Origin of the sequence: Actinoplanes sp. CA-051413 (assembly GCF_050955795.1) — a bacterium.
Classification (GTDB): domain Bacteria; phylum Actinomycetota; class Actinomycetes; order Mycobacteriales; family Micromonosporaceae; genus Actinoplanes.
This window is the reverse complement of record NZ_CP192100.1, coordinates 4,080,897-4,103,143: the sequence shown is the minus strand read 5'-3', so window position 1 is coordinate 4,103,143 and position 22,247 is coordinate 4,080,897. Positions and strand designations below refer to the sequence as shown.

Sequence of the window (22,247 nt, the reverse complement as noted above, 5' to 3'; positions counted from 1 at the left end):
AAAGAGGTGTTGGCTGGGGATGTCCGCGACAAGAAAGGACCCACCCTGATGCCCGTGCAAACCTGGTTGATCACCGGTTGCTCGACCGGCCTCGGCCGCGCCCTGGCCGAGGCGGTACTCGCCCGCGGCGACAATGCCGTCGTGACCGCCCGCGACGCCGCCAAGGTCCAGGAACTGGAGAAGGCGTACCCGGACACCGCCCGCGCCCTCGCGCTCGACGTGACCGACCCCGCGCAGGTCACGGCAGCGGTGCAGCAGGCCGAGGCGCACTTCGGCCGGGTCGACGTCCTGGTCAACAACGCCGGCTACGGCTACCGGGCCGCGGTCGAGGAAGGTGACGACGCCGACGTGCGACGGCTGTTCGACACCAACTTCTTCGGTGCCGTGGCGATGATCAAGGCGGTGCTTCCGGGCATGCGGGCTCGCCGGGCCGGCGCGATCGTCAACGTCTCCTCGATCGGCGCACGGATCACCCCGGCCGGTTCGGGCTACTACGCCGCCGCCAAGGCCGCGCTGGAAGGCATGTCGGGCTCGCTGCGCAAGGAGTTGCAGCCACTGGGGATCTCAGTGATCGCCGTGGAGCCGGGCGCGTTCCGGACCGACTTCGCGGGCCGCTCCTTGACGCAGTCGGCCGAGCCGATCGACGACTACGCGGACACGGCCGGCAAGCGTCGCAAGGAGAACGACACCGTCCACGGCACCCAGCCGGGTGACCCGGCGAAGGCCGCGCAAGCGATCATCACCGCAGTGGCCTCCCCGGAACCGCCGGCGCTGTTGCTGCTCGGCGAGGACGCCCTCAACGCGTTCAGCAGTGTCCTGGACGCGGAGCGCGCCGAGCTGGAGCAGTGGAGGGACCTGACCGTGAGCACGGGCTTCGACGGGTAGGTGTCGTTCGGGAGAGCGGACGACGGGATTCGAACCCGCGACCCTCACCTTGGCAAGGTGATGCGCTACCAGCTGCGCTACGTCCGCTTGTCACTCCGGCGCGTTGCCCCGGCGACGGAGGAAACACTAGCAAATCCCCCACGGGCCGAGCACCCGGGTACGGCCACCCGCCGTCACGAGATCACCTTCACGTCATCAGCTCGGCCACCGCCTCCCCCGCAGCCGGATAAGCCGCCAGCAGGTCAGCCACGCCGTCGACAGCAACCCCGAGCAGCTCTGCCACTCCGTCGGTGGCTGCCGGGTACGCCGCCAGCAACGCCACGGCAGCGCCCAGGCCCACCGGCGGCTTCTCGGGCACGCCGTCCGCATCCCAGGGCGGGGTCCAGGAGTCGAGCTCGGCCAGGGTGCCGGGGAACGTGCGGCCCGCCTCGCGGGTCAGGACGGGGACCAGCTCCGCCGCGTGAGTCCTGAGGGTGGTGATCAGCTTCGGCAGCCAGGGCAGCAGGACCTGGTCGGGCAGCTGCCCGAACGCTTTCGACAGCGTCTCGACGACGAACGGCGCCAGCCGGGGCACCGCCTCCAGCGCCTGCACGAGCCCGCTGACGTACTGCGGGAACGCCGGCACCACCAGCGGGTTGTCGAGCAGAGCGTCGATCCGGGCTCGCAGCTCGGCCAGTGGCAGCAGACCCAGCTGGTGCTGGGCCGCCCAGAGCAGCGCCAGCTTCATCGGGGCGTGCGGGTGCGACTGCCGTACGGCAAGCTCCAGCTGTCTCCGGTCGCAGCCCAGCGACAACGCCAGGGTTTCGAGGCTGACCAGGAAGCCGAGCATCGCTCCCACCTGCCGCACTCCCGTGTCCTCGCTGACGAACGCGGTGGGCAGGAGCGTGCAGTAGTGCGCGTACCCCTCGGTTACGAACCGGTCGCACCAGGGCGGCAGCGCCGGCGCGGTCGTCCGGAAGTAGGCGAGCAGGCGGCGGATGCGGCGCAGAACCGTGGGGGCCTCGTCGACGGTGCGTTCGCCGGCCAACAGGTCGACGGCGCGGGCGCCCAGGTCGTCGGTGAGCCGAGGACTGTGCAGGAACACCAGGGACTGTTCGACGGCCCGGAGCGCGGTCGCCGCCGTGGACTCGCGGCCCCAGGCGGCGCGGCGGAGGCGTTGCTCGAGGACCTGTTCGACCGTCACGCCCTCGTAGCCGAGCTCGATGATGGTGCGCTGGTGGCGGCCCAGGTCCAGGTCCCAGCTCTCCTGGAGGGTCGGTTCGCCCAGGCGGCGGGTGCCCATGATCGGGCGTACGGCGTGGTCGGGCAGCAGGTAGCGGAGCATCCAGAGCAGGTCCGAGCAGGCGGCGAGCTCCGGCCGGCCGGTGACGTCGAGCAACGCCCGCTGGACGGTGCGTTGCTCCAGGTTGAGGCCGAGCGGGGCGAGCCGGTCATAGACATCGCGGGCGAGCGGCGGCATCGCGGCGTACCCGACCTGGCCGATCCGGTCGCCGCCGAGCAGGACCTCGCAGAGCCGGCGTACGTCACGACGGCCCGGCACGACCTCCTTCTCGATGCAGGTGACGGCCGCGTCCTGGAAGTCGTACGGCGTGGGCCGCGCCCGTCCGCGCATCCCAGCCAGCAGGATCGACGTCTCGAAGACGGCGATGGCGTCGGCGGTGCTGGCGAGATAGCCGTTGCGCCGGGCGAGCCGCACAATGTCGACGCACCAGCCGCGCAGCTCCTCCTCGTCGAGCCCGTCGAGTTCCGCCGGCCTCCCGAGGTAGGCGGTGAGCTGGTCGGTCACCGCCACCGGCTCCACCGCGGGCAGGGGCAGGGCCTTCGCAGCGCGCTTCCTGCCGCCCTTCTGCCCGGCCAGCCGGTACGGCGTGAGCCCGCTGCGGCCGAGCGCCTTCTCCCAGGTGGCGGCGGCGATGGAGACGGAACCCGGGGCGAGCTCGAACTGCGCCTCGATCGCGGAATGACTGGACGGGATGAGCCCGTAGAGCCACTTGCTGCCGGTGGGCGGAGGAATGATGAAGTCCGGCGCCGACGGATCGGAGCCGGCCTCGGGCACGCGGCTGGCGGCGTGGAAGGCGCCGCAGACGTACAGGCAGTCGGCCCTGTCGACGCCGCTGGCGGCGAGGTGCTCGCGGATGCGCGTCCACATGTGGCGCTCGCGGTCCTCGTCGATCGCGTGCAGCCGGGTGTCGTGCGGGGTCAGGCGCCGGAAGAGGCTGCCGATCAGGACCATCACCTGCCGGTACGTCGCATGGTCGGCGCCGGCGAGGGGCTGCTCCACGTACTGGTCCCACCATTCCGACCAGTGCCGGACCCGGCCGTGGCGCAGCAGGTGCTCCTCCAGCTCGGCGAAGCGCGGCCGCAGATCGCCGAGCTCCAACCCGACCGAATCACCGTGCAGCTCCCCGGTCGCCCCGGCCGCCATCGCCGCCCCGGTCGACGCGGCCGGGCCGAGTGCCGGGCCAGGTGCCGGAGCGGGCCCGGAAGCCGGAGCGGGCCCGGAAGCCGGCGAAGACTGGAAAATGTGATCGGTGGAGCGGTCGACCAGGACAAGCTCCACGCCGGGCGTCTCCAGAGCGTAGGCGATGGCCTGGTATTCCGCCGACGCCTCGGTGATCGGCGCGATCACGCTCAGCGGCGCCGCCTCCTCGGGAAAGCCGTCCAGCTCGGACGCGAAGGCCTGCAACGCGACCGGCAGCCGGCAATTTCGCAGCTCGCTCAGCAGCGGCCCGAGATCCTCGCAGAGCTCCAGGTAGATCACCGTCGGCCGTTTCTCGCGCAGCCGCCGGACCATGGCCAGCGCCGAGGACGGCGAGTGGTGACAGACCGGGAAGATCTCCACCGGCTCGCGCAGGGCGTGGTCGACGTCGTCAACGATGCCGGTGAGGATCTCCGGGAGCGCCGCCGGTCCGCCGGTGAGCGCCTCGGCCGCCTCGAGCAGCTGCGCGCGCAGCGAGCCGAAGGGGTCACTCACGACAAGGTGGCGATCGCCTGGCGGCCGCCCTCCAGGAAGCCGGGCCATTCGCCGCCGTGGTCCTTGCTGCGCGGTTCGACGACCCCGTGCCAGTACTTGTTGAGGATGGCCAGGTCTTCGGGGCTGCGCCGGGCCAGTGACCCGACCAGCGCGCCGGCGAGCGTCTGGGCGTTGAGCGTGCCTCCGAAGAAGGTGCTGTGCAGGATGGCGTCCTCCAGTACGCCGATCTGCTCGGCGGTGGACAGCGCCGACTCCAGGCGTTCGTCGTCGCCGGTTGCCGCGGCCGAGGCGGCGCGCAGGTCGGCGAAGCTCTGCAGCAGCACGTCGAGCAGTGTCGGTGGCACCTCCAGCTCGATGTTGTGCCGGCGCAGCAGCTCGGCGGTGCGGAACCGGACGATCTCCGCCTCGCTCCTGCGGTTGGTCACCATGGGGATGCGGACGAAGTTGAAGCGCCGCTTGAGTGCCGACGAGAGGTCGTTGACGCCCCGGTCGCGGCTGTTGGCGGTGGCGATGATCGAGAAGCCGGGCCTGGCGAAGACGATGTTGTCGTCGTCCAGCTCGGGGATGGAGACGTACTTCTCCGAGAGGATCGAGATCAGGGCGTCCTGCACGTCGCTGGTGGAGCGGGTCAGCTCCTCGAAGCGGCCGATCACGCCGCCCTCCATCGCGGTCATGATCGGTGACGGGATCATCGAGGCGCGGGACTGGCCCTGGGCGATGACCATCGAGACGTTCCACGAGTATTTGACGTGGTCCTCGGTGGTGCCGGCGGTGCCCTGCACGACCAGCGTGGAGTTGCGGCTGATCGCGGCGGCGAGCAGCTCGGCCAGCCAGCTCTTGCCGGTGCCGGGGTCGCCGATGAGCAGCAGACCGCGGTCGGAGGCCAGCGTGACGACGGCCCGCTCGACCAGGCTCCGCTCGCCGAACCACTTCTGCGGGATCACCCGGTCGAGGCCGTCGGCGCGGACCGAGCCGAGGACGAACAGGCGGACCATCTTCGGGCTGAGCCGCCAGGAGAACGGCTTCGGCCCGTCGTCGACCGACTCGAGCCAGTCCAGCTCGTCGGCGTACTTCACCTCGGCGGGGGCGCGCAGCATCTCGCTCATGGCAGCTCCTTGGTTGTCAGGCGATGAAGTCTTTGAGCTCGGTGACGAGCTTGCGGATATTGCCGGAGATCACCGGGGTGCCCAGCTCCCGCAGGCGCCGGCGGAACCAGGGGTTGACCTGCTGGGCGCCGGAGCTGGTGACCGAGCCGACCGGGATGAAGCGCACGCCCGAGCGGTGCAGGGCGGCGATGCCGTCGAAGAGCGGCTGGGACCGGTCGAACTCGTAGAAGTCGGAGATCCAGACGAGCACCGTGTCGGCCGGAGCGGTGATCTTGGTCTGGGCCATGGCCAGGGCGGCCGGGCCGTCGTTGCCGCCGCCGAGATCGGTCCGGAGCAGAACCTCGAACGGGTCGTGCACCCAGGGCGTCAGGTCCAGCGCGCGGGTGTCGTACGCGATCAGGTGCACCTCGACCCGCGGCAGCCCGGCGAAGACGGAGGCCAGGATGGTGCAGTTGACCATGGAGTCGACCATCGACCCGGACTGGTCCACCACCACGATCATCCGTGCCGGGCTGGTGCGCCTGGCGGTGTGCCGGTAGTACAGCCGGTCGACGTAGAGGCGCTCGTCGGCCGGGCTCCACTTCGGCAGGTTCTGCCAGATGGTCCGGTCGAGATCGAGGTTGCGGAAGACCCGCCGGGGTGGCACGGACCGGTCGACGGTGCCGGCCGGAGCCTGCGCCACCTGGGTGCGCAGCACCTCGGCGACCTCGTCGACGAACCGGCGGATCAGCGCTTTGGCGTTGGCCAGGGCGACGCCGTCGAGGTTGCCCTTGTCGCGCAGCAGCTGCTCGATCAGCGACATGCCGGGCGTGAGCTGCCGGGCCAGCCGGGGGTCGGCGAGGACCTCGCGCAGCCGCATCCGTTTGACGAGCTCACCCTCGATCCCGGCCAGGACCGCGGTGAGGTCGCCGCCGGAGCCGCTGCCCGCGCCGGTCGAGCGCCCCCGCAGCTGCCCGGGCTCGGCGCCGAGCGCCCGCTCGAACCAGCCCGCGTCGGCCTGCCAGCGGGTGAGCTGCCCGGCGGTCACATCGCCCGAGCCGGTGGCGAAGACGTTGAGCAGCACCTTGGAGATCAGGGCCGCCCGGCGCACCTCGCCGTCGCGGTCGTCCGCCGCGGTGGTCAGCAGGCCGTCGAACTCGGACTCCAGGTGCGGGAACCGTTGCACCACCGTGTCCACCGAGACCGACGGGTCGAGCAGCGCGGCCGGCAGTCCCAGGTGATCGACGACGGCCACGCTCGCGGACTCCAGCGCTGCCTGCTCCTCGGGGTCGAAGAGCCGGGCCAGGAGCCGCCAGTAGAGCACCTGCCGTCGGTGATGCGCTGACGTCACTTTCGCAGCAGCCTTCCCGCTCGCTCGCGCAGCACATCGACGGCGGTGCCCGCGGCCGCCTCCGCCTTCGCCGCCTTGGCCTCGGTGGGGCCCAGGGCCCAGTCGCCGGTGTGCACGGCGACCGCCTTCTTGCCGATCACGGCCTGCACGGCCAGCGGCTGCACCGACCACCGCCCACCGTCCCAGCGCAGCAGCCCCAGGCACGCCGTGGAGGCCGCCACCAGCGCGGGCGTGAGCGGGCCGGCCGCGGGCAGCCGGCTCACGTCCACCGCCAGGGTCGTGCCGCCGAGGTCGAACGACTCCGCCGTCGCCCGATAGCCCTCCAGCAGCACCGGCTCGGCGATCGCCACCGGATGCCGGTCGAGCGGCGGGGCGGACGAGGCGATCGCGGCACCGAGCCGGACGCGGGCGGTCGCGAACGGGTCGGCCGGCTCACCCGGCGCGGCGCGGGCCTCGTGCCAGATCAGGTCGCCGCCCGGGGTGAGCGGCATGCCGGACACCTCGACCGCGCGGTGCCCGGCGAGCGCCGCGCGCAGCAGCGGGAAGGCGGCGAGCATCCGCCAGGCGGACGGGCCGGTGATGGTGTCGACCTTGGCGGCCGCCATGCTCGCCCGGACCAGGCGCACCCCGCCGCCGCGGGTCTCCAGCAGCCCGTGCACCTGGGCCCGGAACACCGTCGGGTGCTCGTGCAGGTCGACGCCGAGGATCAGCAACCGCCCGTCGACCGCGACGGCCTCGGTGGTCGCGAAGCCGTCCTGGCACAGCAGCAGGGCCCGGGCCCAGAGATCGGCCCAGCGGCGCACCGGGACGGGGGTCAGCGCGGCGACCGGTGCCGTGGCGCGCAGCTCGGCCGCGAAGCCGTCGAGCAGGACCGCGAGCCGGCGGGCGGACGGGTCGGCCAGCAGTGCCTGCACGGCCTGGGCGCCACTGGCCGCCACCTCCGTGCCGACGCCGCGCCAGCCGGCGATCGCCAGCTCGCGCAGCCACGAGCGGCCGGCGGCCAGGGGGCGGCCGGGAGCCGCGGGAACGGGCGCAGCGGACCACGGCTCCCGGACCCGGCCGAGGGCGGCGTCCACACCGGCGAGCAGGATGTCGTGGGCCGCGCCGAGCAGAGCGGAACGGGCGCCGGCCAGGGCGGCCAGGTGCTGGTCGGTCACCGTCCCAGCGATGATCTTGCCGGTGGCGTCGGCGACCGGGCCGGCCAGCGGCGACTCGGCGAAGGCGGCGGCCAGGGCGGTGAGGTGGGCGGCGCGGGTCTCGTCGAGCCGGGCCAGGCCGTGCAGGAGCGCGTCGTCCAAGCCGTCGACCAGGGCCAGTGCCTCGTCGAGCCCGGCCGGGCGGGTGTGCAGCGCCGCGGCGAGCATCAGCGCACCGCCCCGGCAGCCGGGAACCACTGCAGCTCGGGCAGGGGGTCGGCGGCCGGCGGGAGCTCCAGGTAGGCCAGGTGGCGCAGGAAGCTGCTGAACACCTCGGCCGAGTGCCTCGGCGCCGTCGTCGGGTGCAGGCCGCGGCGGAGGTCCTGCTCGCCCTCGGGCAGGTCGGCCTTCAGGTAGCGGGTCACCCGGTCGAGGCCGTACTGCGCCACCGCGGCGTCGATCAGCGCGCCGATGTGGTTGCACGGCCGGGCCGCGCCGAGGCCGCCGCAGGGCCGGTTGTTGTTGGTGGTGCAGCTCAGCCCGTGGTCCCCGGCGGTGATCGAGGAGACGTAGACCCGCGACGCGTCCGAGCCGCTCGACACGACGCCCTGCAACCGGCCCTCGGCCAGCTCCACAAAGGGCACCTTGGCCAGCTTGCGTGGCCGCACCGGCGCGATGACCGGCGCCGCGCTGCGCCGCTCGTAGGCGATCTCGTCCTCGGTCACGATCCGGTCCTCCCGCACACGATCGATCGGGCCGTAGTTCTATCGGACGGGTACGACAGAACCCGGGGCGGATCCGGGTTGCTATCGTGCGCCGGCATGTGGGCAGCGGAGATCGTGAGCGGGCGGCCGGCCTGGCGGCACACGGCGTCGGGGGTCGTGTTCCGGGAGGTGCCGGGCGGGACGTTCTGGATGGGTCTGTCGGACGCCGAGCTGGCGGCGGTACGCGGGATCAACGAGCGTGGTGAGTTCGAGGACGACCCCGACCCGTTCTTCGAAGCCGCCGCGCAGTGGCGGCCGGCGCGCGAGGTACGGGTCGAGCCGTTCTTGATCGCGCACCACCCGCTCACGGTCGAGCAGGTACGCCACTGGCTGCCCGCCTACGAGGACGACTACGCCGACACCGACACCACCGCCGCCCGGGTCGAGGACGACCTCGACGAACTGCTCGCGGCCCTGCCGTTCCGGTTGCCCAGCGAAGCCGAGTGGGAGTACGCGGCCCGCGCCGGCACCACCACGCTGACGTTCCGCGGCGACGCCCGGCCAGGCGAGGAGCAGCTCCTCGACGACTTCGGCGACGAGCAACGGACCGCCGCCGCGGAGAACCCGTTCGGTCTCGCCGGGATCGGCTCGGCGACCGAGCTCTGCGCCGACACATGGTTCCCCGACTACGCGCAGGCACCGGCGGACGCCCGGCCGCGCACCGGCGACGGGCCGCGGACCGTGCGCGGTGGCGCCGCGGATCTGTACCCGTGGCAGGGCTGCGACGAGTGGGTGCTGCTGCTGAGCGCGAGCCGTTACGAGGAAGGCGACTTCACGGCGATCAGGCCCGTGGCCGCCGTACCGGTCAGGGGCGGTGCAGGCCGAGCCGGCGCAGCACACCGGCCACTCGCGCGCTCTCCTCGGCCATGAAGGCGCCGAAGGCGTCGCCGGTCAGATAGGCCGGCGTCCAGCCGAAGCGGCTGCGGGCCGCGGCCCAGGGCGCCGAGGTGTCCAGCTTCGCGACAGTCGCCCGCAGCGCAGCCGCGTCGGCGGGGGCCAGGTCCGGCGGGGCGACGATGCCGCGCCAGTTGTTGAAGACGACGTCGAGGCCGGCGGCCCGGACCGTCGGCGCCGGCACCTGGTCGACGGTCTGCTCGCTGGTCACCGCGAGTGCCCGCAGCTGACCCGAGGTGATCTGGTCGGCGTACTCGCTGAGGCCGGACATGGCGAACGCCACCTCGCGGCCCAGGACGGCGGCGAGCAGGTCGCCGCCGCCGTCGTTGCGCCGGTACGCGACCCGGGCCGGCGCCAGGCCGGCCGCCTCGGCCAGCAGCATGGTGGCCAGGTGGTCGGGTCCGCCGATCGAGGAGCCACCACCGGCGGGCACCCCGGCCGGGTCGGCCCGCCAGGCCTCGATCAGCTCATCGAGCGAGCCGTACGGCGAATCGCGGCGCACCACCACGATCGACGGCTCCTGCACCAGCCGGGCGATCGGCGTGGCGTCCGCCAGCGTCACCTCGGCATCGGCGGCGATCTCGGCACCGATCAGTCCCAGCCCCATCAGCATGACCAGCAGGGCGTTGCCCTTCTCGTACGCCAGCCGGCGCAGCCCGACCACTCCCCCGGCGCCGGGCAGGTTGAACACCTCCACGCCGCGGGCGATGCCGGCGTCGCCGAGCGCGGTGGCCAGCACCCGGGCCGTGATGTCGTAGCCGCTGCCGGGCGGGTTCGGCACCATGATCCGCAGGTCGTCGCCCGGCCCGGCCGGCGTGGTGCACCCCGCCAGGGCGGCCGCCAGCGCGCCGCCGAGCAGGGAGCGTCTTCGCATGCCGACAGTCTGGCGCAGCGCGGCCGATCGGCGCAGGATGCTGTTCCATGAGACACCGGCTCTCCCTGGCCGGTCAGTTGCTCGCCCTGCAACTGGCCATCGTCCTGCTCGTGGTCGGGGCGGTCGCCGCCGTCTCGATCGCCGAGGCCGACGCCGCGTTCCGCCGGGTCGAGGGCGAGCGGCTGCGGTCGGTCGGTGAGAACGCGGCGATCAACCGGACCGTGCGGCTGGGGCTGGGCAATCCTCTGGGCCGCGACGCCCTGGAGACGGTGGCGGAGAGTGCGCGGGCGGTGTCCGGCGCCTCGTACGTGGTGGTCGCCGACGCGGCCGGAACCGTCGTCACCGGGCCGGACGCCGGGCGGCCCGCGCCGATGGCCGGCAGCCCCGCGCTGAGCGGCCGGTCCTGGGTCGGGGTCATCGAGAACGGCAGCAAGGCCCTGGTCGCGCACGTTCCCGTGCTGGACGAGCAGGACGGCCACTTCATCGGGCTGATCATCGTGGGCCGGGCCTATCCCACCCTGGCCGATCAGCTCGGCAGCGCGCTGACGAATCTGCTCACCTACCTGGTGCTGGGCGCGGCGCTCGGCCTCGGCGGCTCGCTGCTGCTCGCGCGGCGGGTGAAGCGGCAGACCCTGGGCCTGGAGCCGCGCGAGATCACCGGTCTGGTCGAGCACCGGGAGGCGATGCTGCACGGCATCAAGGAGGGCGTGATCGGCACCGACGCCGCGCACCGGGTGACCCTGGTCAACGACGAGGCGATCCGGCTGCTCGGACTGCGCCCGGACGCGGTCGGCCGGTCGCTGCTGGAGCAGGGTTTCGAACCGGCGCTGCTGGACGTGCTCACCGGCCGGTCGGAGGGGGTCGACCAGGTGGTGCTCAGCGATGACCGGGTGGTGGTGCTGAACCGTCAGCCGGTCGTCATGCGGGGCCGCGCCGCGGGTTCGGTGACCACCCTGCGCGACCGCACCGAGCTGACCGCGCTGCGCCGGGAGCTCGACGTCAGCCGGCACACGACCGACACCCTGCGGGCCCAGGCGCACGAGTTCGTGAACCGGCTGCACACCATCTCCGGCCTGGTCGAGCTGGGCGAGCACGAGGAGGTGGTCCGCTACATCAACCGGACCAGCGAGCTGCACGAGACCCTGGACCGCGAGGTGACCCGGGTGATCCGGGACCCGGCGCTGGCCGCGTTGCTGATCGCCAAGGCCAGCCTGGCCGCCGAGCAGGGAGTCACGCTGACCATCGCCGAGGGCACGGACCTGGCTGCGGTCGACGACCAGCTGTCGGCCGATCTGGTCACGGTGGTCGGCAACCTGGTGGACAACGCGCTCGACGCGGTGGGACCGGGCGGGTCCATCACGGTACGGGTGACGACGATGCCGGTGGGTGAAGTCGTGGTGACGGTGACCGACTCGGGGCCCGGGGTCGAGCCGGAGCTGGCCGACCGGGTGTTCCAGCAGGGCTGGAGCACCAAGGACCAGGTGGACGGCCACCACGGGCTGGGCCTGGCGATGATCCGGCTGATCTGCGTGCACCGCGGCGGCGGCGTCGAGGTGCACGGCTCGACCTTCACCGCGCGGCTGCCACTGGCCCGGGAGGTGGTGGCGTGATCCGCGTACTGGTGGTGGACGACGACTTCATGGTGGCCAAGGTGCACCGCGGTTTTGTCGACCGGGTGCCCGGCTTCACCACGGTCGGGGTCGCGCACACCGGCGCCGACGCGCTGGCCCAGGTCGGCGCGGTGCGCCCGGATCTGGTGCTGCTGGACATCTACCTGCCCGACATCACCGGGCTGGACGTGCTGCGGCGGCTGCGGGAGAGCGGCGACGGCGGGCCGGATGTGCTCGCGGTGACGGCGGCGCGCGACGTGTCGACCGTACGCTCGGCGCTGCGCGGGGGCGTCGTGCACTACGTGCTGAAGCCGTTCGGTTTCGACGTGCTGCGCGACCGGCTGGAACGTTACGCCGCCGTGCACGACCGGCTCGCGCTCAGCACCGACGTCGGACAGCCCGACGTGGATCAGCTGTTCGTCACGTTGCGGATGTCCAGCGCGCCGATGCCGAAGGGGCTGACCGCGGACACCTCCCGGCTGATCGCGGACGCGATGCGGGACTGCCCGGGTGACCTGTCGGCCGAGGAGTGCGCCGAGCGGATCGGCCTTTCCCGGGTGAGCACCCGCCGCTATCTCGAGCACTTCGTCGCCGCGGGAAAGGCCGAGGTCCGGCTCCGCTACGGGTCAGCGGGCCGGCCGCAACGCCGGTACCGCTGGATCGCCTAGCGCCGGGTCACCCGAAGTTCACGTCCGCGCACCAGTAGTAGACCTGGTCGGCGTGTCCGGCCTCCCACACCGTATAGACGATGTGCCGGCCGGTCAGCCCCGGTGCGCTCACCGGGATCTTCACCGACACGCCACCCAGGGCCGGGTCGGTGGTGGTCTCGCCGGCGCCGGGCGCGATCGGCCCGGTGTCCTTGAGCAGGGTCAGGTCACTCCAGGACAGACGCTGGGTCAGCGGGTTGTAGCCCTGCCGGCTCACGTAGACCCGGTAGTACTTGGCGCCGTGCCGGGCCTGGTCGTGGGCCACCACGGTGAACGCCGACGAACTGGGGATCCGGGTGGCGGTCCAGTTGCCCGGCGTGTCCAGCGCCGAGTAGCGGGTGCCGCCGGTGTTGCCGGCGCTGCACAGCGTGCCGTTGGGGACGGCGGCCTGGTGGTTGCCCTGGACGTTCTCCCGGTAGAGACCGTTCCAGTTCCACATGGCGGTGGTGTCGGCCTGCCAGGCCTGCCAGCACATGGGGTCCACGGTGGCCATGGTCGGGTTCTGGAAGTCGCTGCCCCAGCGCTTCCAGCAGCCGTAGTTGCGCGATGCCGGGTCGATCGTCGAACCGTGGGCGAACGCGCCGTCGGCCAGTGCGGTGGTGAGCAGCAGGACGGCCGCCACCAGCACGGTGAAGGTGCGGGTGACGGGTCGGGGCAGTCGGATGGTCGAGGACATGGTGCCTCCAGCACTCGATGAGGGATCGAGATGCCCGGGCACGGTCGCCGGGGGACGGATCGCACGACGCGCGCGGGCATCGGTGGACGGTGGGCCGGGAGTTTCGCCCTCTCCCGACCGGCCACATGCTCCCGCGGCGGTCCCGTAGCGAGAATTTCAGATGGCATCCATGTCTGTCAATGTCTTGGCGGTCCGGTGGAGCCCCGGACGACCAGCCGGGGCGGGACGACGACCTCGCGCCGGGCCACCGCGGTGCCCTCGATCCGGTCGATCGCCCGGCGTACGGCGAGCCTGGTCATCGTGCCGGCGTCCTGCGCGATCGTGGTGAGGTCGACGTGCGCGAGCCGGGCCAGCCGGCTGTCGTCGTAGCCGACCACACTGACATCGCCGGGCACCTTCCGTCCGTGCCGGGCCAGGACGTCGAGGACCCCGGTGGCGCAGCGGTCGTTGAAGACGGTGACGGCGGTCGGCGGGTCGTCGAGGAGCACCCGGGCCGCCGCCGCGCCGTCCTCCTCGGTGAGGCCGCCCGGGACGATCCGTGCGTACCGGTCGAGGCCGTGGCCCCGCAGGGCGTCGCGGTATCCGCGGCGGCGCTCGGCGGCTCCGGGGGCGCGCCCGCCGTCGATGTGCGCGATCCTGCGGTGGCCCAGCTGGACCAGGTGGTCGACGGCCTGGTGCAGCCCCTCGGCGTCGGCGGTGCGGACGACGTCCACGGCTGCGTGCCGGACGCCCCGGGCCAGCACGATCACCGGCAGCCGGGTGGCCAGCCGGACCAGGCTCGCGGTGGGCTGCTGCGGTCCGAGCAGGATCAGCGCCTCGCAGCGGTCCTGGAGCAGGCCGGCCGTCGCCTCCCGTTCGTCGCGGCCGGGCGTGACGGCACTCAGCGCCACCTCGTAACCGGTCTCCCGGGCGGCGGTGTAGAGGTCGGTGACCAGGTCGCCGTGGAAGTCGTGCTGGATGCCGAACACGACGCCCAGCAGCCGGCTGCGGCCACTGCGCAGCAGCCGCGCCCGGCTGTCGGGGTGGTAGCCGAGCTCGTCGGCGGCCTCGAGGACCCGTCGCCGCGTCTCGGCGCCGGCTCCCGGCTCGTCCCGCATCACCAGGCTCACCAACGACTTGGACACGCCGGCCCGCGCCGCCACGTCGGCCAGGGTCGCTCTCCGTTCCGCGCTGCGCACCGGCCCAGCGTAGTGGCACAGTCTGGAACGTTCCAGCTTCCCCTCTTGACGCCGGTCGGTGCGGCGGCCCACTCTCGTGCCATGGAACGTTCCAGTAAAGCGGTGGGAGTCGCGCTGATCGGGTCGGGCCGGATGGGCTCGTTCCACGGCGAGACCGTGAGCCGGCGCCTGCGCAGCACCCGGCTGGTGGCGGTGGCCGACCCGGCGCCGGGCGCTGCCGAGGCCTTGGCCGAAGCCCTCGACGCCGACCGGGCGTACACCGACGCGGCGCAGGTGTGGGCCGACCCGGAGGTCGACGCGGTGGTGATCGCCGCGCCCGCCCGGTTCCACGCCGGCCTGGTCGTCGCGGCGGCCGAGGCGGGCAAGCACGTGTTCTGCGAGAAGCCGATGGCCCTCGACCTGCCCGACGCCGACCGGGCCGTCGCTGCCGCCCGCGCCGCCGGGGTGGTGCTGCAGGTCGGCTTCAACCGGCGGTTCGCCCCCGACTGGCAGGCGGCGCGGGCGCTGCTGGACGCCGGCACGATCGGGACGCCGCGGCTGCTGCGGTCGCTGACCCGGGATCCGGGCGGCTTCGACCCGGCGCGCGTACCGCCGGGCACGATCTTCCTCGAGACCCTGATCCACGACTTCGACACGCTGCGGTTCCTCAACCCGGGCGCCGCGGCCGTGGAGGTCTACGCGGTCGCCGACGCCCTGGTCGAGCCAGGCTGGCGGGACCGGGGGCTGCTCGACACCGCCGTGGTCACGGTGCGCTTCGACAACGGCGCGGTCGGCACGGCGGAGGCCTGCTTCGAGGCCGCCTATGGCTACGACGTCCGCGGCGAGGTGTTCGGGCCGGGCGGCACGGCGACGCTGGGCGACGGGCGGCGTACCACCATGGTCTTCTCCGGCGCCCCGGGCCGGACCGCCGAGACCGTCCGCAGCGACCAGGAGCTGTTCACCGGCGCCTACACCGCCGAGATCGCTGCGTTCGCCGACGCCGTCCGCTCCGGCACGCCGGCGCCGGTCACCGGCGAGGACGCCCGGGCTGCCCTGGCCATCGCCCTCGCCGCCGCCGCGTCGGTGGCCGGCGGCCGTCCGGTCCGCATCGACGAGGTGGCCGGGTGAGCGGCTACCGGCTGGCCGTCTGCGCCGAGATGGTCTTCCTCGACCTGCCGTTCGCCGACCGGGTGCGGCGGATCGCCGAGCGCGGCTTCGAGGTCGAGATGTGGAACTGGGCCGGCAAGGACCTCGACGCGCTGGCCGCGACCGGCGCGACGATCTCGTCGATGACCGGCTACCTCCGGGGCACCCTCGCCGACCCGGACGGCGCCGACGAGCTCCTGGCCACCGCCCGGCTCTCCCTGGAGGTCGCCGAACGGCTCGACTGCCCGCGCCTGAACCTGCACGGCACCGGCCTGGACGACCGGGGACTTCCGGTCGTCCCGGCCGCGGTGGTGACGCCCGCGATGTGGCTCACCGCCGTACGGACGCTCACCCGCCTGGCCGAGCTCGGTGAGCGCGCCGGCCGGGTGTTCACCCTGGAGAACCTCAACACCGCGGTCGACCACCCCGGCGTCCCCTTCGCGCGGGCGGCCGACACGCTGGCCCTGGTGGAAGCCGTCGGCAGCCCGCACCTGCGGATGAACCTGGACCTCTACCACGCGCAGATCGGCGAGGGGAACCTCGTCCAGCTCGTCGAGCGGGCCCTGCCGTGGATCGGCGAGATCCAGGTCGCCGACGTGCCGGGCCGGTGCGAGCCGGGCACCGGCGAGATCCACTATCCCGCCGTCGCCGCGGCCCTGCACCGGCTCGGCTACCAGGGCGTCGTCGGCCTGGAGAGCTGGGCCGCGGGCGAGGATGACGTGGCGCTGGAGCGCTTCCGCCGCGCGTTCGCTTAGTCGTCCTCGGCGAACACCAGCTTCTTCGGCTCGTCGCGCGGGTCGCGGCCGCGCAGCCGGGCCACGATGCGCGGCAGGTACGGCACCACGAACGCCAGCACCGCACACGCGAGCAGCACCGCGGTCAGCGGCCGGGTCACGAACGTGCTCAGATCACCGTTGGCCACCAGCAGCGCGCGGCGGAACTGCACCTCCATCATCGGGCCCAGGATCAGGCCCAGGATCACCGGCGCGATCGGGAAGTCGAAGTGCCGCATCCCGAAGCCGATCACCCCGACGGCGTAGGCGATGAACACCTGGTTGACGCTGCCCGTGGCGGCGTAGACCCCGAGCGTGGCGAAGACCAGGATGCCGGCGTACAGGATGGGCCGGGGGATCTGCAGCACTTTGACCCAGACCCGGATCAGCGGCAGGTTGAGCAGCAACAGCAGCACGTTGCCGACGTAGAGCGAGGCGATCAACGCCCAGACCAGCTCGGGCGAGGTGTCGAACAGCTGCGGGCCGGGCTGCAGGTTGAAGATCTGGAAAGCGGCCAGCATGACCGCGGCGGTCGCGGAGGTGGGGATGCCGAGGGTCAGCAACGGTACGAGCACACCCGAGAACGCCGCATTGTTGGCCGCCTCCGGACCGGCAACCCCCTCGATCGCCCCCTTGCCGAACTCGGCCCGGTCCCGCGCCCGGTGCTTCTCGTACGTGTACGACAGGAACGTCGGCACGTCCGCCCCGCCCGACGGCAGCGCCCCGAACGGGAAGCCGACCGCCGTCCCGCGCAGCCACGGCCCCCACGAACGCCGCCAGTCGTCGCGGGTGAGCCACCCGTGCCGCGCCGAGCCCGGCTCCAGTGGATGCACGTGCTCGGGCAGGTGACGCAGCCGGCTGGCGACGAAGAGGGTCTCGCCGATCGCGAACAGGCCCACGATCACCACCACGATGTCCACGCCCTCCAGCAGTTCCATCGTGCCGAAGGTGAAGCGGGCCTGGCCGGTCAGCGCGTCGATCCCGACCAGGCCCAGGAACAGCCCGAAGACCAGCGACATCAGTCCGCGCACGACGGACCGTCCGACCAGCGCGGTGACCGCGACCATCGCCAGCAACGCCAGCGCGAAGTAGTCGGCCGCGCGGAACGTGGTCGCCAGTTTGGCCACCGGCTGGGCCAGCAGGCTCAGCAGCAGGGTGGAGATGGTGCCGGCCACGAAGGACCCGATCGCGGCCGTGGCCAGGGCGGCTTTCGCCCTTCCGCGCCGGGCCATCTGATAACCCTCGATCGCGGTGGCCACCGACGCCGACTCGCCCGGGGTGTTGAGCAGGATCGAGGTGGTGGAGCCGCCGTACATGGCGCCGTAGTAGATGCCGGCGAACATGATGAACGTGCCGATCGGGTCGTCCAGGCTGAAGGTGACCGGCAGCAGCAGCGCGATCGTCAGGGCCGGGCCGATGCCGGGCAGCACCCCGACGAACGTGCCCAGGGTGACGCCGATCGCCGCGTACAGCAGGTACTGCGGGCTCAGGACGGTGCCGAAGCCGGAGAGCAGATCACCGAAGACGTTCACAGCGGAAACACCCCCGCGGGCAGGAAGATGTCGAGCAGCCGGGTGAAGGCAAGGTAGACGGCCGTCGGCAGCAGCACCGCCACGATGACGTCACGGACCAGGTGGCGGCTGCCGAGCACCCGGGACACCACGACGACGAAGGCCGCGGCGGACACGACGAAGCCGGCGTACTCCAGGGCGACGGCGAAACCGACCAGGCTCGCCACCACCCCGGCCGGGCTCCACCAGCCGGGCTTCTCCTCCGGCGGCGCCTCCCGGCCCCGCACCTGCGCCACCAGGTAGGCCAGCGCGACGACAACCCAAGCCGCGGAGATCACCACCGGGGCCAGGCGCGGGCTCTGCAGGCCGAGGTCACCGTCGGCCGCCGACACCGCCGACCAGAGCAGACCCACGCCGGCGAGCACCAGCCCGCCGGCGAGGATCACCCCACCGGTACGGCGGGCCGGCGCCACCTCGGTTGTCATCTAGCCGAGCCCGATGTCGGTGAGCACCGTGGTGATGCGCTGGTTCTCGCTGGTGAAGAACGTCGACGCGGCGTCACCGCTCTTGTAGAAGTCCTCCCAGCCCTGCTTCTGCAACGCGGACTTCCACGACTCCGAGGAGTGCAGCCGGTCCACGAGAGCGGTCACGGCCTCCTTGGTCGGGGCGTCGATCCCGGGCGGTGCCACGACTCCGCGCCAGTTCATCAGCTCGACGTCGTACCCCTGCTCCTTGACCGTCGGTGCCGGCGACCCGCCGCCGACGTCGACGCCGGTCGCACCGGAGACCGCGAGCGCGCGGACCTTCCCCGACGCGACCAGATCCTTGAACTCGCTCTGGCCCGAGACAGCGGCGGTCAGGTCACCGGAGAGCAGCGCGGCCTTGGCCTCGCCGCCGCCGGAGTACGCGACGTACTTCATCGCCTTGGGGTCGGCGCCGGCCGCCTTGGCGAGCAGGCCGACCAGGATCTGGTCGGTGCCGCCGGCCGAGCCGCCACCCCAGTTGATCGACGCCGGAGCGGCCTTGGCGTCGTCCATGAGCTGCTTGAGGTTCTTGTACTTGGAGGCGGCCGGGACGACGATGACCTCCTGCTCGGCGGTGAGCGTGGCGATCGGGGTGACCTGGTCCAGCTTCACCGGCGACTTGTTGGCCACCACGCCGCCGACCATCACCAGGCCCATGACCATCAGGTGGTGGGCGTCGCCGCGGTTCTTGGAGACCAACTGGGCCAGCCCGATGGTGCCGGCCGCGCCGGTGACGTTGTAGACCTCGACGGGCTGCTCGACGAGCTTGCCGTCGGTCATCGCCTTCTGCATGGTGCGGGCGGTGAGATCCCAGCCGCCGCCGGGCGCGGCGGGCACCATGAGCTGCACTGTCTTGGTCGGATAGCGCACCTCGCCGGTGCTCGTCTGCCCGCCGGCGGTGTCCTTCTCGCACCCGGCCGCGGTGGCGGCCAGCAGCGCCGCGGCCATCCCCGCGGCGACGACGCGACCCGGGCGCCGCACAACTGTGTCCTTCACGACCGCTCCTCTGTGTTGCTTACGTGTTTCAGAGATGCTGCATCGCGGGACCATCGGCGGTCATCGTTACGGACACGGTGGTCGTTGTGGTCTTTGTGGTCGCGGCGGCCTCAGGGCAGGATGACCTCGTTCTCAGGGCAGGGTGACCTCGTGGAAGCGGGGCTTGTAGAGATCGGCGTCGGCGCCCACGTCGGCCAGCGTGGCACCGTTCCAGGCGATGCTGACCAGCAGCTTGCCCGAGGCCAGCGCCTGCTCGGGGTGCAGCTGCGGCGAGTAGGTCTGGTATTTGCGGCCCTGCGGGGTGGTCCCGGCCGGCGAGCTGATGGTGACTGTGCCGAGCGGTGAGCTCCACGGCGCCGACCGCGTCTCGATGAAGACGGTGTCGCCCCAGCCGTTCCACGGCTTGTACGCCAGCACCCACCGGCCGCCGATCAGCCGGACGCTGGACACCTGCGCCGACAGGATCGGGGCGGCCTGGGCCCGGTCCGTCACCCAGGAGCCGGCCGTGTCCCGGAAGCGCCAGGCGCCCGGCGACTCCACCGAGCCGGTGGCGACCCGGGCGACGTAACTGCGGTGCGGGGCGAACGCGTCGTCCTTGGCGTTGGCGTAGCCGAAGACGTAGACATAACCGCCGGTCACCACGGCGTCGGCCGCGTACTGGGCGGTGGCGGCGGAGTTGCCGTCGAGCGCGCCGGTCGACGGGGTGTTGCGCATGCCCTGGAAGCTCAGCGTGCCGTCGGTGCGGAACGCGAACTTGGCCAGCTCCACGCCGCGCAGCTGGAAGAAGTCGGTGGTGTTGCGGACCCGCTGGCACAGCACGTAGAGCGAGCTGCCCACCTGGAACATGCCCTGGGTCCAGTAGCGGTCACCGTCGGCGGCATCGGGAACGGCGGCGCCGATGGTCGTCGCGCCCAGGGCGTCGCCGCGCTGCACGAGGATGGTGTTGGCGATCATCTGCCAGCCCGGGCGGTAGGCGCCCGTCGCGGGGTCCTCCTCCCCCAGCACGGTGTCGCCGAAGGACCAGTAGGTGAGCCCATTAGCGGCCCGCAGGCTGGTGACCTGGTCGCCACCGCTCCAGGTCCAGTCGTTCTTGGCCTCGAAGAGGGCGGTGAAGCCGGCGGCCCCGGTGGGCACCGCGGCCACTGCGGCCGTGGGCAGCAGGGCGGCGGTGAGGACGGCCAGGACCATGAGGACGCCACGTCGCATCATCATCGGACGCTAACATCGACGCCCGCCGAATTCCGCCCCGTGCGGTGGCGGATCGAGGACAGCCAGAGTCAGCACCGCTTCGACACCGTAGTGATCGGACAGATACCCCTGCCGGCCACCCGGCAGCGTCACCGCGTCCCGCAGCACGATCTGCGCCTCCGCGCAGAGCTCCCGCTGCGGCGCCGGCCGGATCAGCACATGGTCGAAGGCGGGCGGGGCCGGCCAGCGCGGGGTGGGCCGGTACGTCGGCGCGGTGTCGCCGGCCAGCACGTCGGTGAGCCCGGTCCGAGCTAGGAAACCGGTCAGCGCGGCGGCGTTGCGCGGGACGTTGAAGTCACCGACCGCCACGACCGGCAGTGCCGGGTCGAGCCGGGCCAGCTCACCGGCGAGGTGATCCAGCTCGGCGCGGGCGACCCGGGTGTAGCGGTTCGCCGGTGACCAGTCGCCGTCGCGGTTGGCGGACAGGTGGGTGTTCGCGATCGCGAGCGGGCCGGCCGGCGTCTCCAGGACGGCGAGCTGGACGCCCTTGCGCATGAGGTATTCGGGACGGGGCGGGCCGGTGCGCGGGTACCGCACGAAGCGGGCGGTCCGGATCGGCCACCGCGACAGCAGGACGAGGCCGCCCTCCAGGAGCAGGGAGCCGGACCACGCGTGGTGGCCGTAGTGCCGGGCAAGGCGGCGCACCAGGGCGGCATGGCGGCCCAGCAGCACTTCCTGGAGGCAGACCACGTCGTAGGAGGACTGCTCCAGGACCGTGCCGAGGGCCCGCAGCCGCGCCCGGACGTCACCGCGCATCAGCGCATTGAACGTCAGCAGCCGCACCTCGGTCGTCCGGGTCACGCCGGCAGACGCTACCCGGATGGCCCGACCGCGCCTGATCCGGCGACGCTTGCTATATCGTGATTCGGTGCATATCGGGCAAATGCCTGCGGGTACGCATGACGTCTTCGTCGCGCTCGGTCTGGCGGTCGCCGGGCTGGTCTTCGCCGCCGAGGTACGCCGGCGCGGCCGCGGCGACGAGCGGCTCTGGTACCTGGTGGCCGGGGTGCTCGTCGGCGGCGCCCTGTTCGGCCGGCTCGGCACCTGGCTCCAGCACCTGGACCTGCGGCAGAACGCGACCCTGGCCGAGCAGTGGGCGTACGGCAACCGCAGCATCCTCTCCGGTCTGGCCGGCGCGTACCTCGGTGTGCTGGTCGCCAAGCGGCTCTGCGGCTACCGGGCCCGCAGCGGCGACCTGTTCGCGCCCGCGATCGCCGCCGGTATGGCGGTCGGCCGGATCGGGTGCCTGCTCACCGAACGGCCCGGCACGCCCACCGGCGCCGGCTGGGGCGTCACCGTGGACGGCGTGCCGCGGCACCCCTCTTTCGCGTACGAGATCGCTTTTCATCTCCTCGCCCTGGCCGTGCTGATCCTGGCCCGCGACCGGATCACCCAGCCGGACGCCCTGTTCACCGGCTACCTGGCGGGTTACGCCGGGTTCCGGTTCGCGGTCGAGTTCGTCCGCGGCAACGAGGTGGTGGCCGCCGGGCTGACCCGCCCGCAGCTGTTCCTGCTGGCCTGCGCTCCCCTGCTGGCCTGGCGGCTCGTGATCCTCGCCCGGCAGCACCGGGCCACCCACGCGCAGCAGGTGCCGGTATGAGGCCGCCGCCGCAGCCGATCCGCACCGGTGCGGTCTGGGCCGGGATCGGGCTCGCCCTGCTCGGGCACCTGATGTGCGCCGGCCTGGTCGCCGCCGCGCTCTGGGGTGCGGGGGATGCGGCTGACCAGGCGCTGATCGGTGGCAGCCTGCTGGGTCAGCTGGTGCTGTTCGCCGCCGTCGTCGCGGCCGGCACCGTCCTGATCGTCAAGGGCGACCGTGGCCTGGGGATCGGGCTGTTCATCGGGTGGGCCGCCGGCCTGATTGTGCTGCCACTCGTCGGGTTCGGGCTGTGCGTGGCGCTGGTCTCGGCCCAATGACAAGCACTACCGGAGGGAT

The 22,247-nt window shown here is 72.6% G+C and carries 21 protein-coding genes and 1 tRNA gene; 8 read left to right on the top strand and 14 right to left on the bottom strand.

What is annotated here, in order from left to right:
* The first annotated feature begins 54 nt into the window (after window positions 1-54).
* A complete protein-coding gene (locus ACQP2Y_RS19170) occupies window positions 55-885 on the top strand; it encodes an oxidoreductase (protein ID WP_433730094.1) in 831 nt (276 codons plus the stop codon).
* Window positions 886-899: 14 nt separating this feature from the next.
* Here the strand turns inward: ACQP2Y_RS19170 and ACQP2Y_RS19165 are convergent.
* The 6 genes from ACQP2Y_RS19165 to ACQP2Y_RS19140 all read right to left on the bottom strand — a co-directional run bounded on the left by ACQP2Y_RS19165 (window position 900) and on the right by ACQP2Y_RS19140 (window position 8,156).
* A tRNA-Gly gene (locus ACQP2Y_RS19165) sits at window positions 900-972 on the bottom strand.
* Window positions 973-1,072: 100 nt separating this feature from the next.
* Complete coding sequence (locus tag ACQP2Y_RS19160; protein ID WP_433730092.1) at window positions 1,073-3,907, bottom strand: DUF5682 family protein; 2,835 nt, start codon at window positions 3,905-3,907, stop codon at window positions 1,073-1,075.
* Window positions 3,856-4,965 (bottom strand): ATP-binding protein, encoded by a 1,110-nt coding sequence (locus tag ACQP2Y_RS19155; RefSeq protein WP_433730090.1) that lies wholly within the window; start codon window positions 4,963-4,965, stop codon window positions 3,856-3,858. Before ACQP2Y_RS19155 ends, ACQP2Y_RS19160 begins: the two co-directional genes overlap by 52 nt.
* A 16-nt stretch (window positions 4,966-4,981) precedes the next feature.
* Complete coding sequence (locus ACQP2Y_RS19150; RefSeq protein WP_433730088.1) at window positions 4,982-6,295, bottom strand: VWA domain-containing protein; 1,314 nt, start codon at window positions 6,293-6,295, stop codon at window positions 4,982-4,984.
* Entirely contained in the window at window positions 6,292-7,659 is a 1,368-nt protein-coding gene (locus tag ACQP2Y_RS19145) for a hypothetical protein (protein WP_433730086.1), read from the bottom strand. Before ACQP2Y_RS19145 ends, ACQP2Y_RS19150 begins: the two co-directional genes overlap by 4 nt.
* On the bottom strand, window positions 7,659-8,156 hold the full coding sequence (locus ACQP2Y_RS19140; RefSeq protein WP_433730084.1) for a hypothetical protein: 498 nt from the start codon (window positions 8,154-8,156) through the stop codon (window positions 7,659-7,661). The genes ACQP2Y_RS19145 and ACQP2Y_RS19140 overlap by 1 nt, the downstream gene beginning before the upstream one ends.
* A 96-nt stretch (window positions 8,157-8,252) precedes the next feature.
* Between ACQP2Y_RS19140 and ACQP2Y_RS19135 the strand changes: the two genes are divergently transcribed.
* Complete coding sequence (locus ACQP2Y_RS19135; protein ID WP_433730082.1) at window positions 8,253-9,065, top strand: formylglycine-generating enzyme family protein; 813 nt, start codon at window positions 8,253-8,255, stop codon at window positions 9,063-9,065.
* Here the strand turns inward: ACQP2Y_RS19135 and ACQP2Y_RS19130 are convergent.
* Window positions 9,001-9,963 carry a Bug family tripartite tricarboxylate transporter substrate binding protein gene (locus ACQP2Y_RS19130; RefSeq protein WP_433730080.1) on the bottom strand — a complete coding sequence of 321 codons (963 nt, stop codon included), beginning with the start codon at window positions 9,961-9,963 and terminating at the stop codon, window positions 9,001-9,003. The genes ACQP2Y_RS19135 and ACQP2Y_RS19130 overlap by 65 nt on opposite strands.
* Before the next feature lie 47 nt (window positions 9,964-10,010).
* Between ACQP2Y_RS19130 and ACQP2Y_RS19125 the strand changes: the two genes are divergently transcribed.
* Together ACQP2Y_RS19125 and ACQP2Y_RS19120 are read left to right on the top strand one after the other, a co-directional pair.
* Window positions 10,011-11,573, top strand: coding sequence for an ATP-binding protein (locus tag ACQP2Y_RS19125; RefSeq protein ID WP_433730079.1), 1,563 nt, complete (start codon window positions 10,011-10,013; stop codon window positions 11,571-11,573).
* Window positions 11,570-12,241: a response regulator gene (locus tag ACQP2Y_RS19120; RefSeq protein ID WP_433730077.1), complete on the top strand. Its 672-nt coding sequence runs from the start codon at window positions 11,570-11,572 to the stop codon at window positions 12,239-12,241. Before ACQP2Y_RS19125 ends, ACQP2Y_RS19120 begins: the two co-directional genes overlap by 4 nt.
* Before the next feature lie 7 nt (window positions 12,242-12,248).
* On the opposite strand, the gene ACQP2Y_RS19115 is transcribed toward ACQP2Y_RS19120, so the two are convergent.
* On the bottom strand, window positions 12,249-12,956 hold the full coding sequence (locus tag ACQP2Y_RS19115; RefSeq protein WP_433730075.1) for a lytic polysaccharide monooxygenase auxiliary activity family 9 protein: 708 nt from the start codon (window positions 12,954-12,956) through the stop codon (window positions 12,249-12,251).
* Window positions 12,957-13,132: 176 nt separating this feature from the next.
* On the bottom strand, window positions 13,133-14,134 hold the full coding sequence (locus ACQP2Y_RS19110; RefSeq protein WP_433730073.1) for a LacI family DNA-binding transcriptional regulator: 1,002 nt from the start codon (window positions 14,132-14,134) through the stop codon (window positions 13,133-13,135).
* An 81-nt stretch (window positions 14,135-14,215) separates the two neighbouring features.
* Between ACQP2Y_RS19110 and ACQP2Y_RS19105 the strand changes: the two genes are divergently transcribed.
* Both ACQP2Y_RS19105 and ACQP2Y_RS19100 read left to right on the top strand, forming a co-directional pair.
* Window positions 14,216-15,241 carry a Gfo/Idh/MocA family oxidoreductase gene (locus ACQP2Y_RS19105; protein ID WP_433730071.1) on the top strand — a complete coding sequence of 342 codons (1,026 nt, stop codon included), beginning with the start codon at window positions 14,216-14,218 and terminating at the stop codon, window positions 15,239-15,241.
* On the top strand, window positions 15,238-16,014 hold the full coding sequence (locus ACQP2Y_RS19100; RefSeq protein ID WP_433730069.1) for a TIM barrel protein: 777 nt from the start codon (window positions 15,238-15,240) through the stop codon (window positions 16,012-16,014). The genes ACQP2Y_RS19105 and ACQP2Y_RS19100 overlap by 4 nt, the downstream gene beginning before the upstream one ends.
* On the opposite strand, the gene ACQP2Y_RS19095 is transcribed toward ACQP2Y_RS19100, so the two are convergent.
* From ACQP2Y_RS19095 to ACQP2Y_RS19075, 5 genes are all read right to left on the bottom strand, one after another.
* On the bottom strand, window positions 16,011-17,564 hold the full coding sequence (locus ACQP2Y_RS19095) for a tripartite tricarboxylate transporter permease (RefSeq protein WP_360818407.1): 1,554 nt from the start codon (window positions 17,562-17,564) through the stop codon (window positions 16,011-16,013). The genes ACQP2Y_RS19100 and ACQP2Y_RS19095 overlap by 4 nt on opposite strands.
* Window positions 17,561-18,028 (bottom strand): tripartite tricarboxylate transporter TctB family protein, encoded by a 468-nt coding sequence (locus tag ACQP2Y_RS19090; RefSeq protein WP_433730067.1) that lies wholly within the window; start codon window positions 18,026-18,028, stop codon window positions 17,561-17,563. Before ACQP2Y_RS19090 ends, ACQP2Y_RS19095 begins: the two co-directional genes overlap by 4 nt.
* Window positions 18,029-19,063: a Bug family tripartite tricarboxylate transporter substrate binding protein gene (locus ACQP2Y_RS19085; protein WP_360818413.1), complete on the bottom strand. Its 1,035-nt coding sequence runs from the start codon at window positions 19,061-19,063 to the stop codon at window positions 18,029-18,031. It abuts the gene before it with no gap.
* A gap of 132 nt (window positions 19,064-19,195) precedes the next feature.
* Complete coding sequence (locus ACQP2Y_RS19080) at window positions 19,196-20,272, bottom strand: hypothetical protein (protein WP_433730065.1); 1,077 nt, start codon at window positions 20,270-20,272, stop codon at window positions 19,196-19,198.
* Window positions 20,273-20,281: 9 nt separating this feature from the next.
* A complete protein-coding gene (locus ACQP2Y_RS19075; RefSeq protein WP_433730063.1) occupies window positions 20,282-21,112 on the bottom strand; it encodes an endonuclease/exonuclease/phosphatase family protein in 831 nt (276 codons plus the stop codon).
* A gap of 67 nt (window positions 21,113-21,179) precedes the next feature.
* On the opposite strand from ACQP2Y_RS19075, the gene ACQP2Y_RS19070 reads away from it, so the two are divergent.
* Together ACQP2Y_RS19070 and ACQP2Y_RS19065 are read left to right on the top strand one after the other, a co-directional pair.
* A complete protein-coding gene (locus ACQP2Y_RS19070; RefSeq protein WP_433730061.1) occupies window positions 21,180-21,911 on the top strand; it encodes a prolipoprotein diacylglyceryl transferase in 732 nt (243 codons plus the stop codon).
* Entirely contained in the window at window positions 21,908-22,228 is a 321-nt protein-coding gene (locus tag ACQP2Y_RS19065; protein ID WP_360818422.1) for a hypothetical protein, read from the top strand. Before ACQP2Y_RS19070 ends, ACQP2Y_RS19065 begins: the two co-directional genes overlap by 4 nt.
* The last annotated feature ends 19 nt before the right edge of the window (window positions 22,229-22,247 follow it).

Excerpts from the sequence above, each read along its gene's own strand:
- ACQP2Y_RS19090 (WP_433730067.1), bottom strand. The coding sequence starts at position 18,028 with ATGACAACCGAGGTGGCGCCGGCCCGCCGTACCGGTGGGGTGATCCTC.
- ACQP2Y_RS19135 (WP_433730082.1), top strand. The coding sequence starts at position 8,253 with ATGTGGGCAGCGGAGATCGTGAGCGGGCGGCCGGCCTGGCGGCACACG.
- ACQP2Y_RS19125 (WP_433730079.1), top strand. The coding sequence starts at position 10,011 with ATGAGACACCGGCTCTCCCTGGCCGGTCAGTTGCTCGCCCTGCAACTG.
- ACQP2Y_RS19105 (WP_433730071.1), top strand. The coding sequence starts at position 14,216 with ATGGAACGTTCCAGTAAAGCGGTGGGAGTCGCGCTGATCGGGTCGGGC.
- ACQP2Y_RS19155 (WP_433730090.1), bottom strand. The coding sequence starts at position 4,965 with ATGAGCGAGATGCTGCGCGCCCCCGCCGAGGTGAAGTACGCCGACGAG.
- ACQP2Y_RS19145 (WP_433730086.1), bottom strand. The coding sequence starts at position 7,659 with ATGCTCGCCGCGGCGCTGCACACCCGCCCGGCCGGGCTCGACGAGGCA.
- ACQP2Y_RS19080 (WP_433730065.1), bottom strand. The coding sequence starts at position 20,272 with ATGATGCGACGTGGCGTCCTCATGGTCCTGGCCGTCCTCACCGCCGCC.
- ACQP2Y_RS19115 (WP_433730075.1), bottom strand. The coding sequence starts at position 12,956 with ATGTCCTCGACCATCCGACTGCCCCGACCCGTCACCCGCACCTTCACC.
- ACQP2Y_RS19065 (WP_360818422.1), top strand. The coding sequence starts at position 21,908 with ATGAGGCCGCCGCCGCAGCCGATCCGCACCGGTGCGGTCTGGGCCGGG.
- ACQP2Y_RS19130 (WP_433730080.1), bottom strand. The coding sequence starts at position 9,963 with ATGCGAAGACGCTCCCTGCTCGGCGGCGCGCTGGCGGCCGCCCTGGCG.
- ACQP2Y_RS19160 (WP_433730092.1), bottom strand. The coding sequence starts at position 3,907 with ATGGCCCGGCTTCCTGGAGGGCGGCCGCCAGGCGATCGCCACCTTGTC.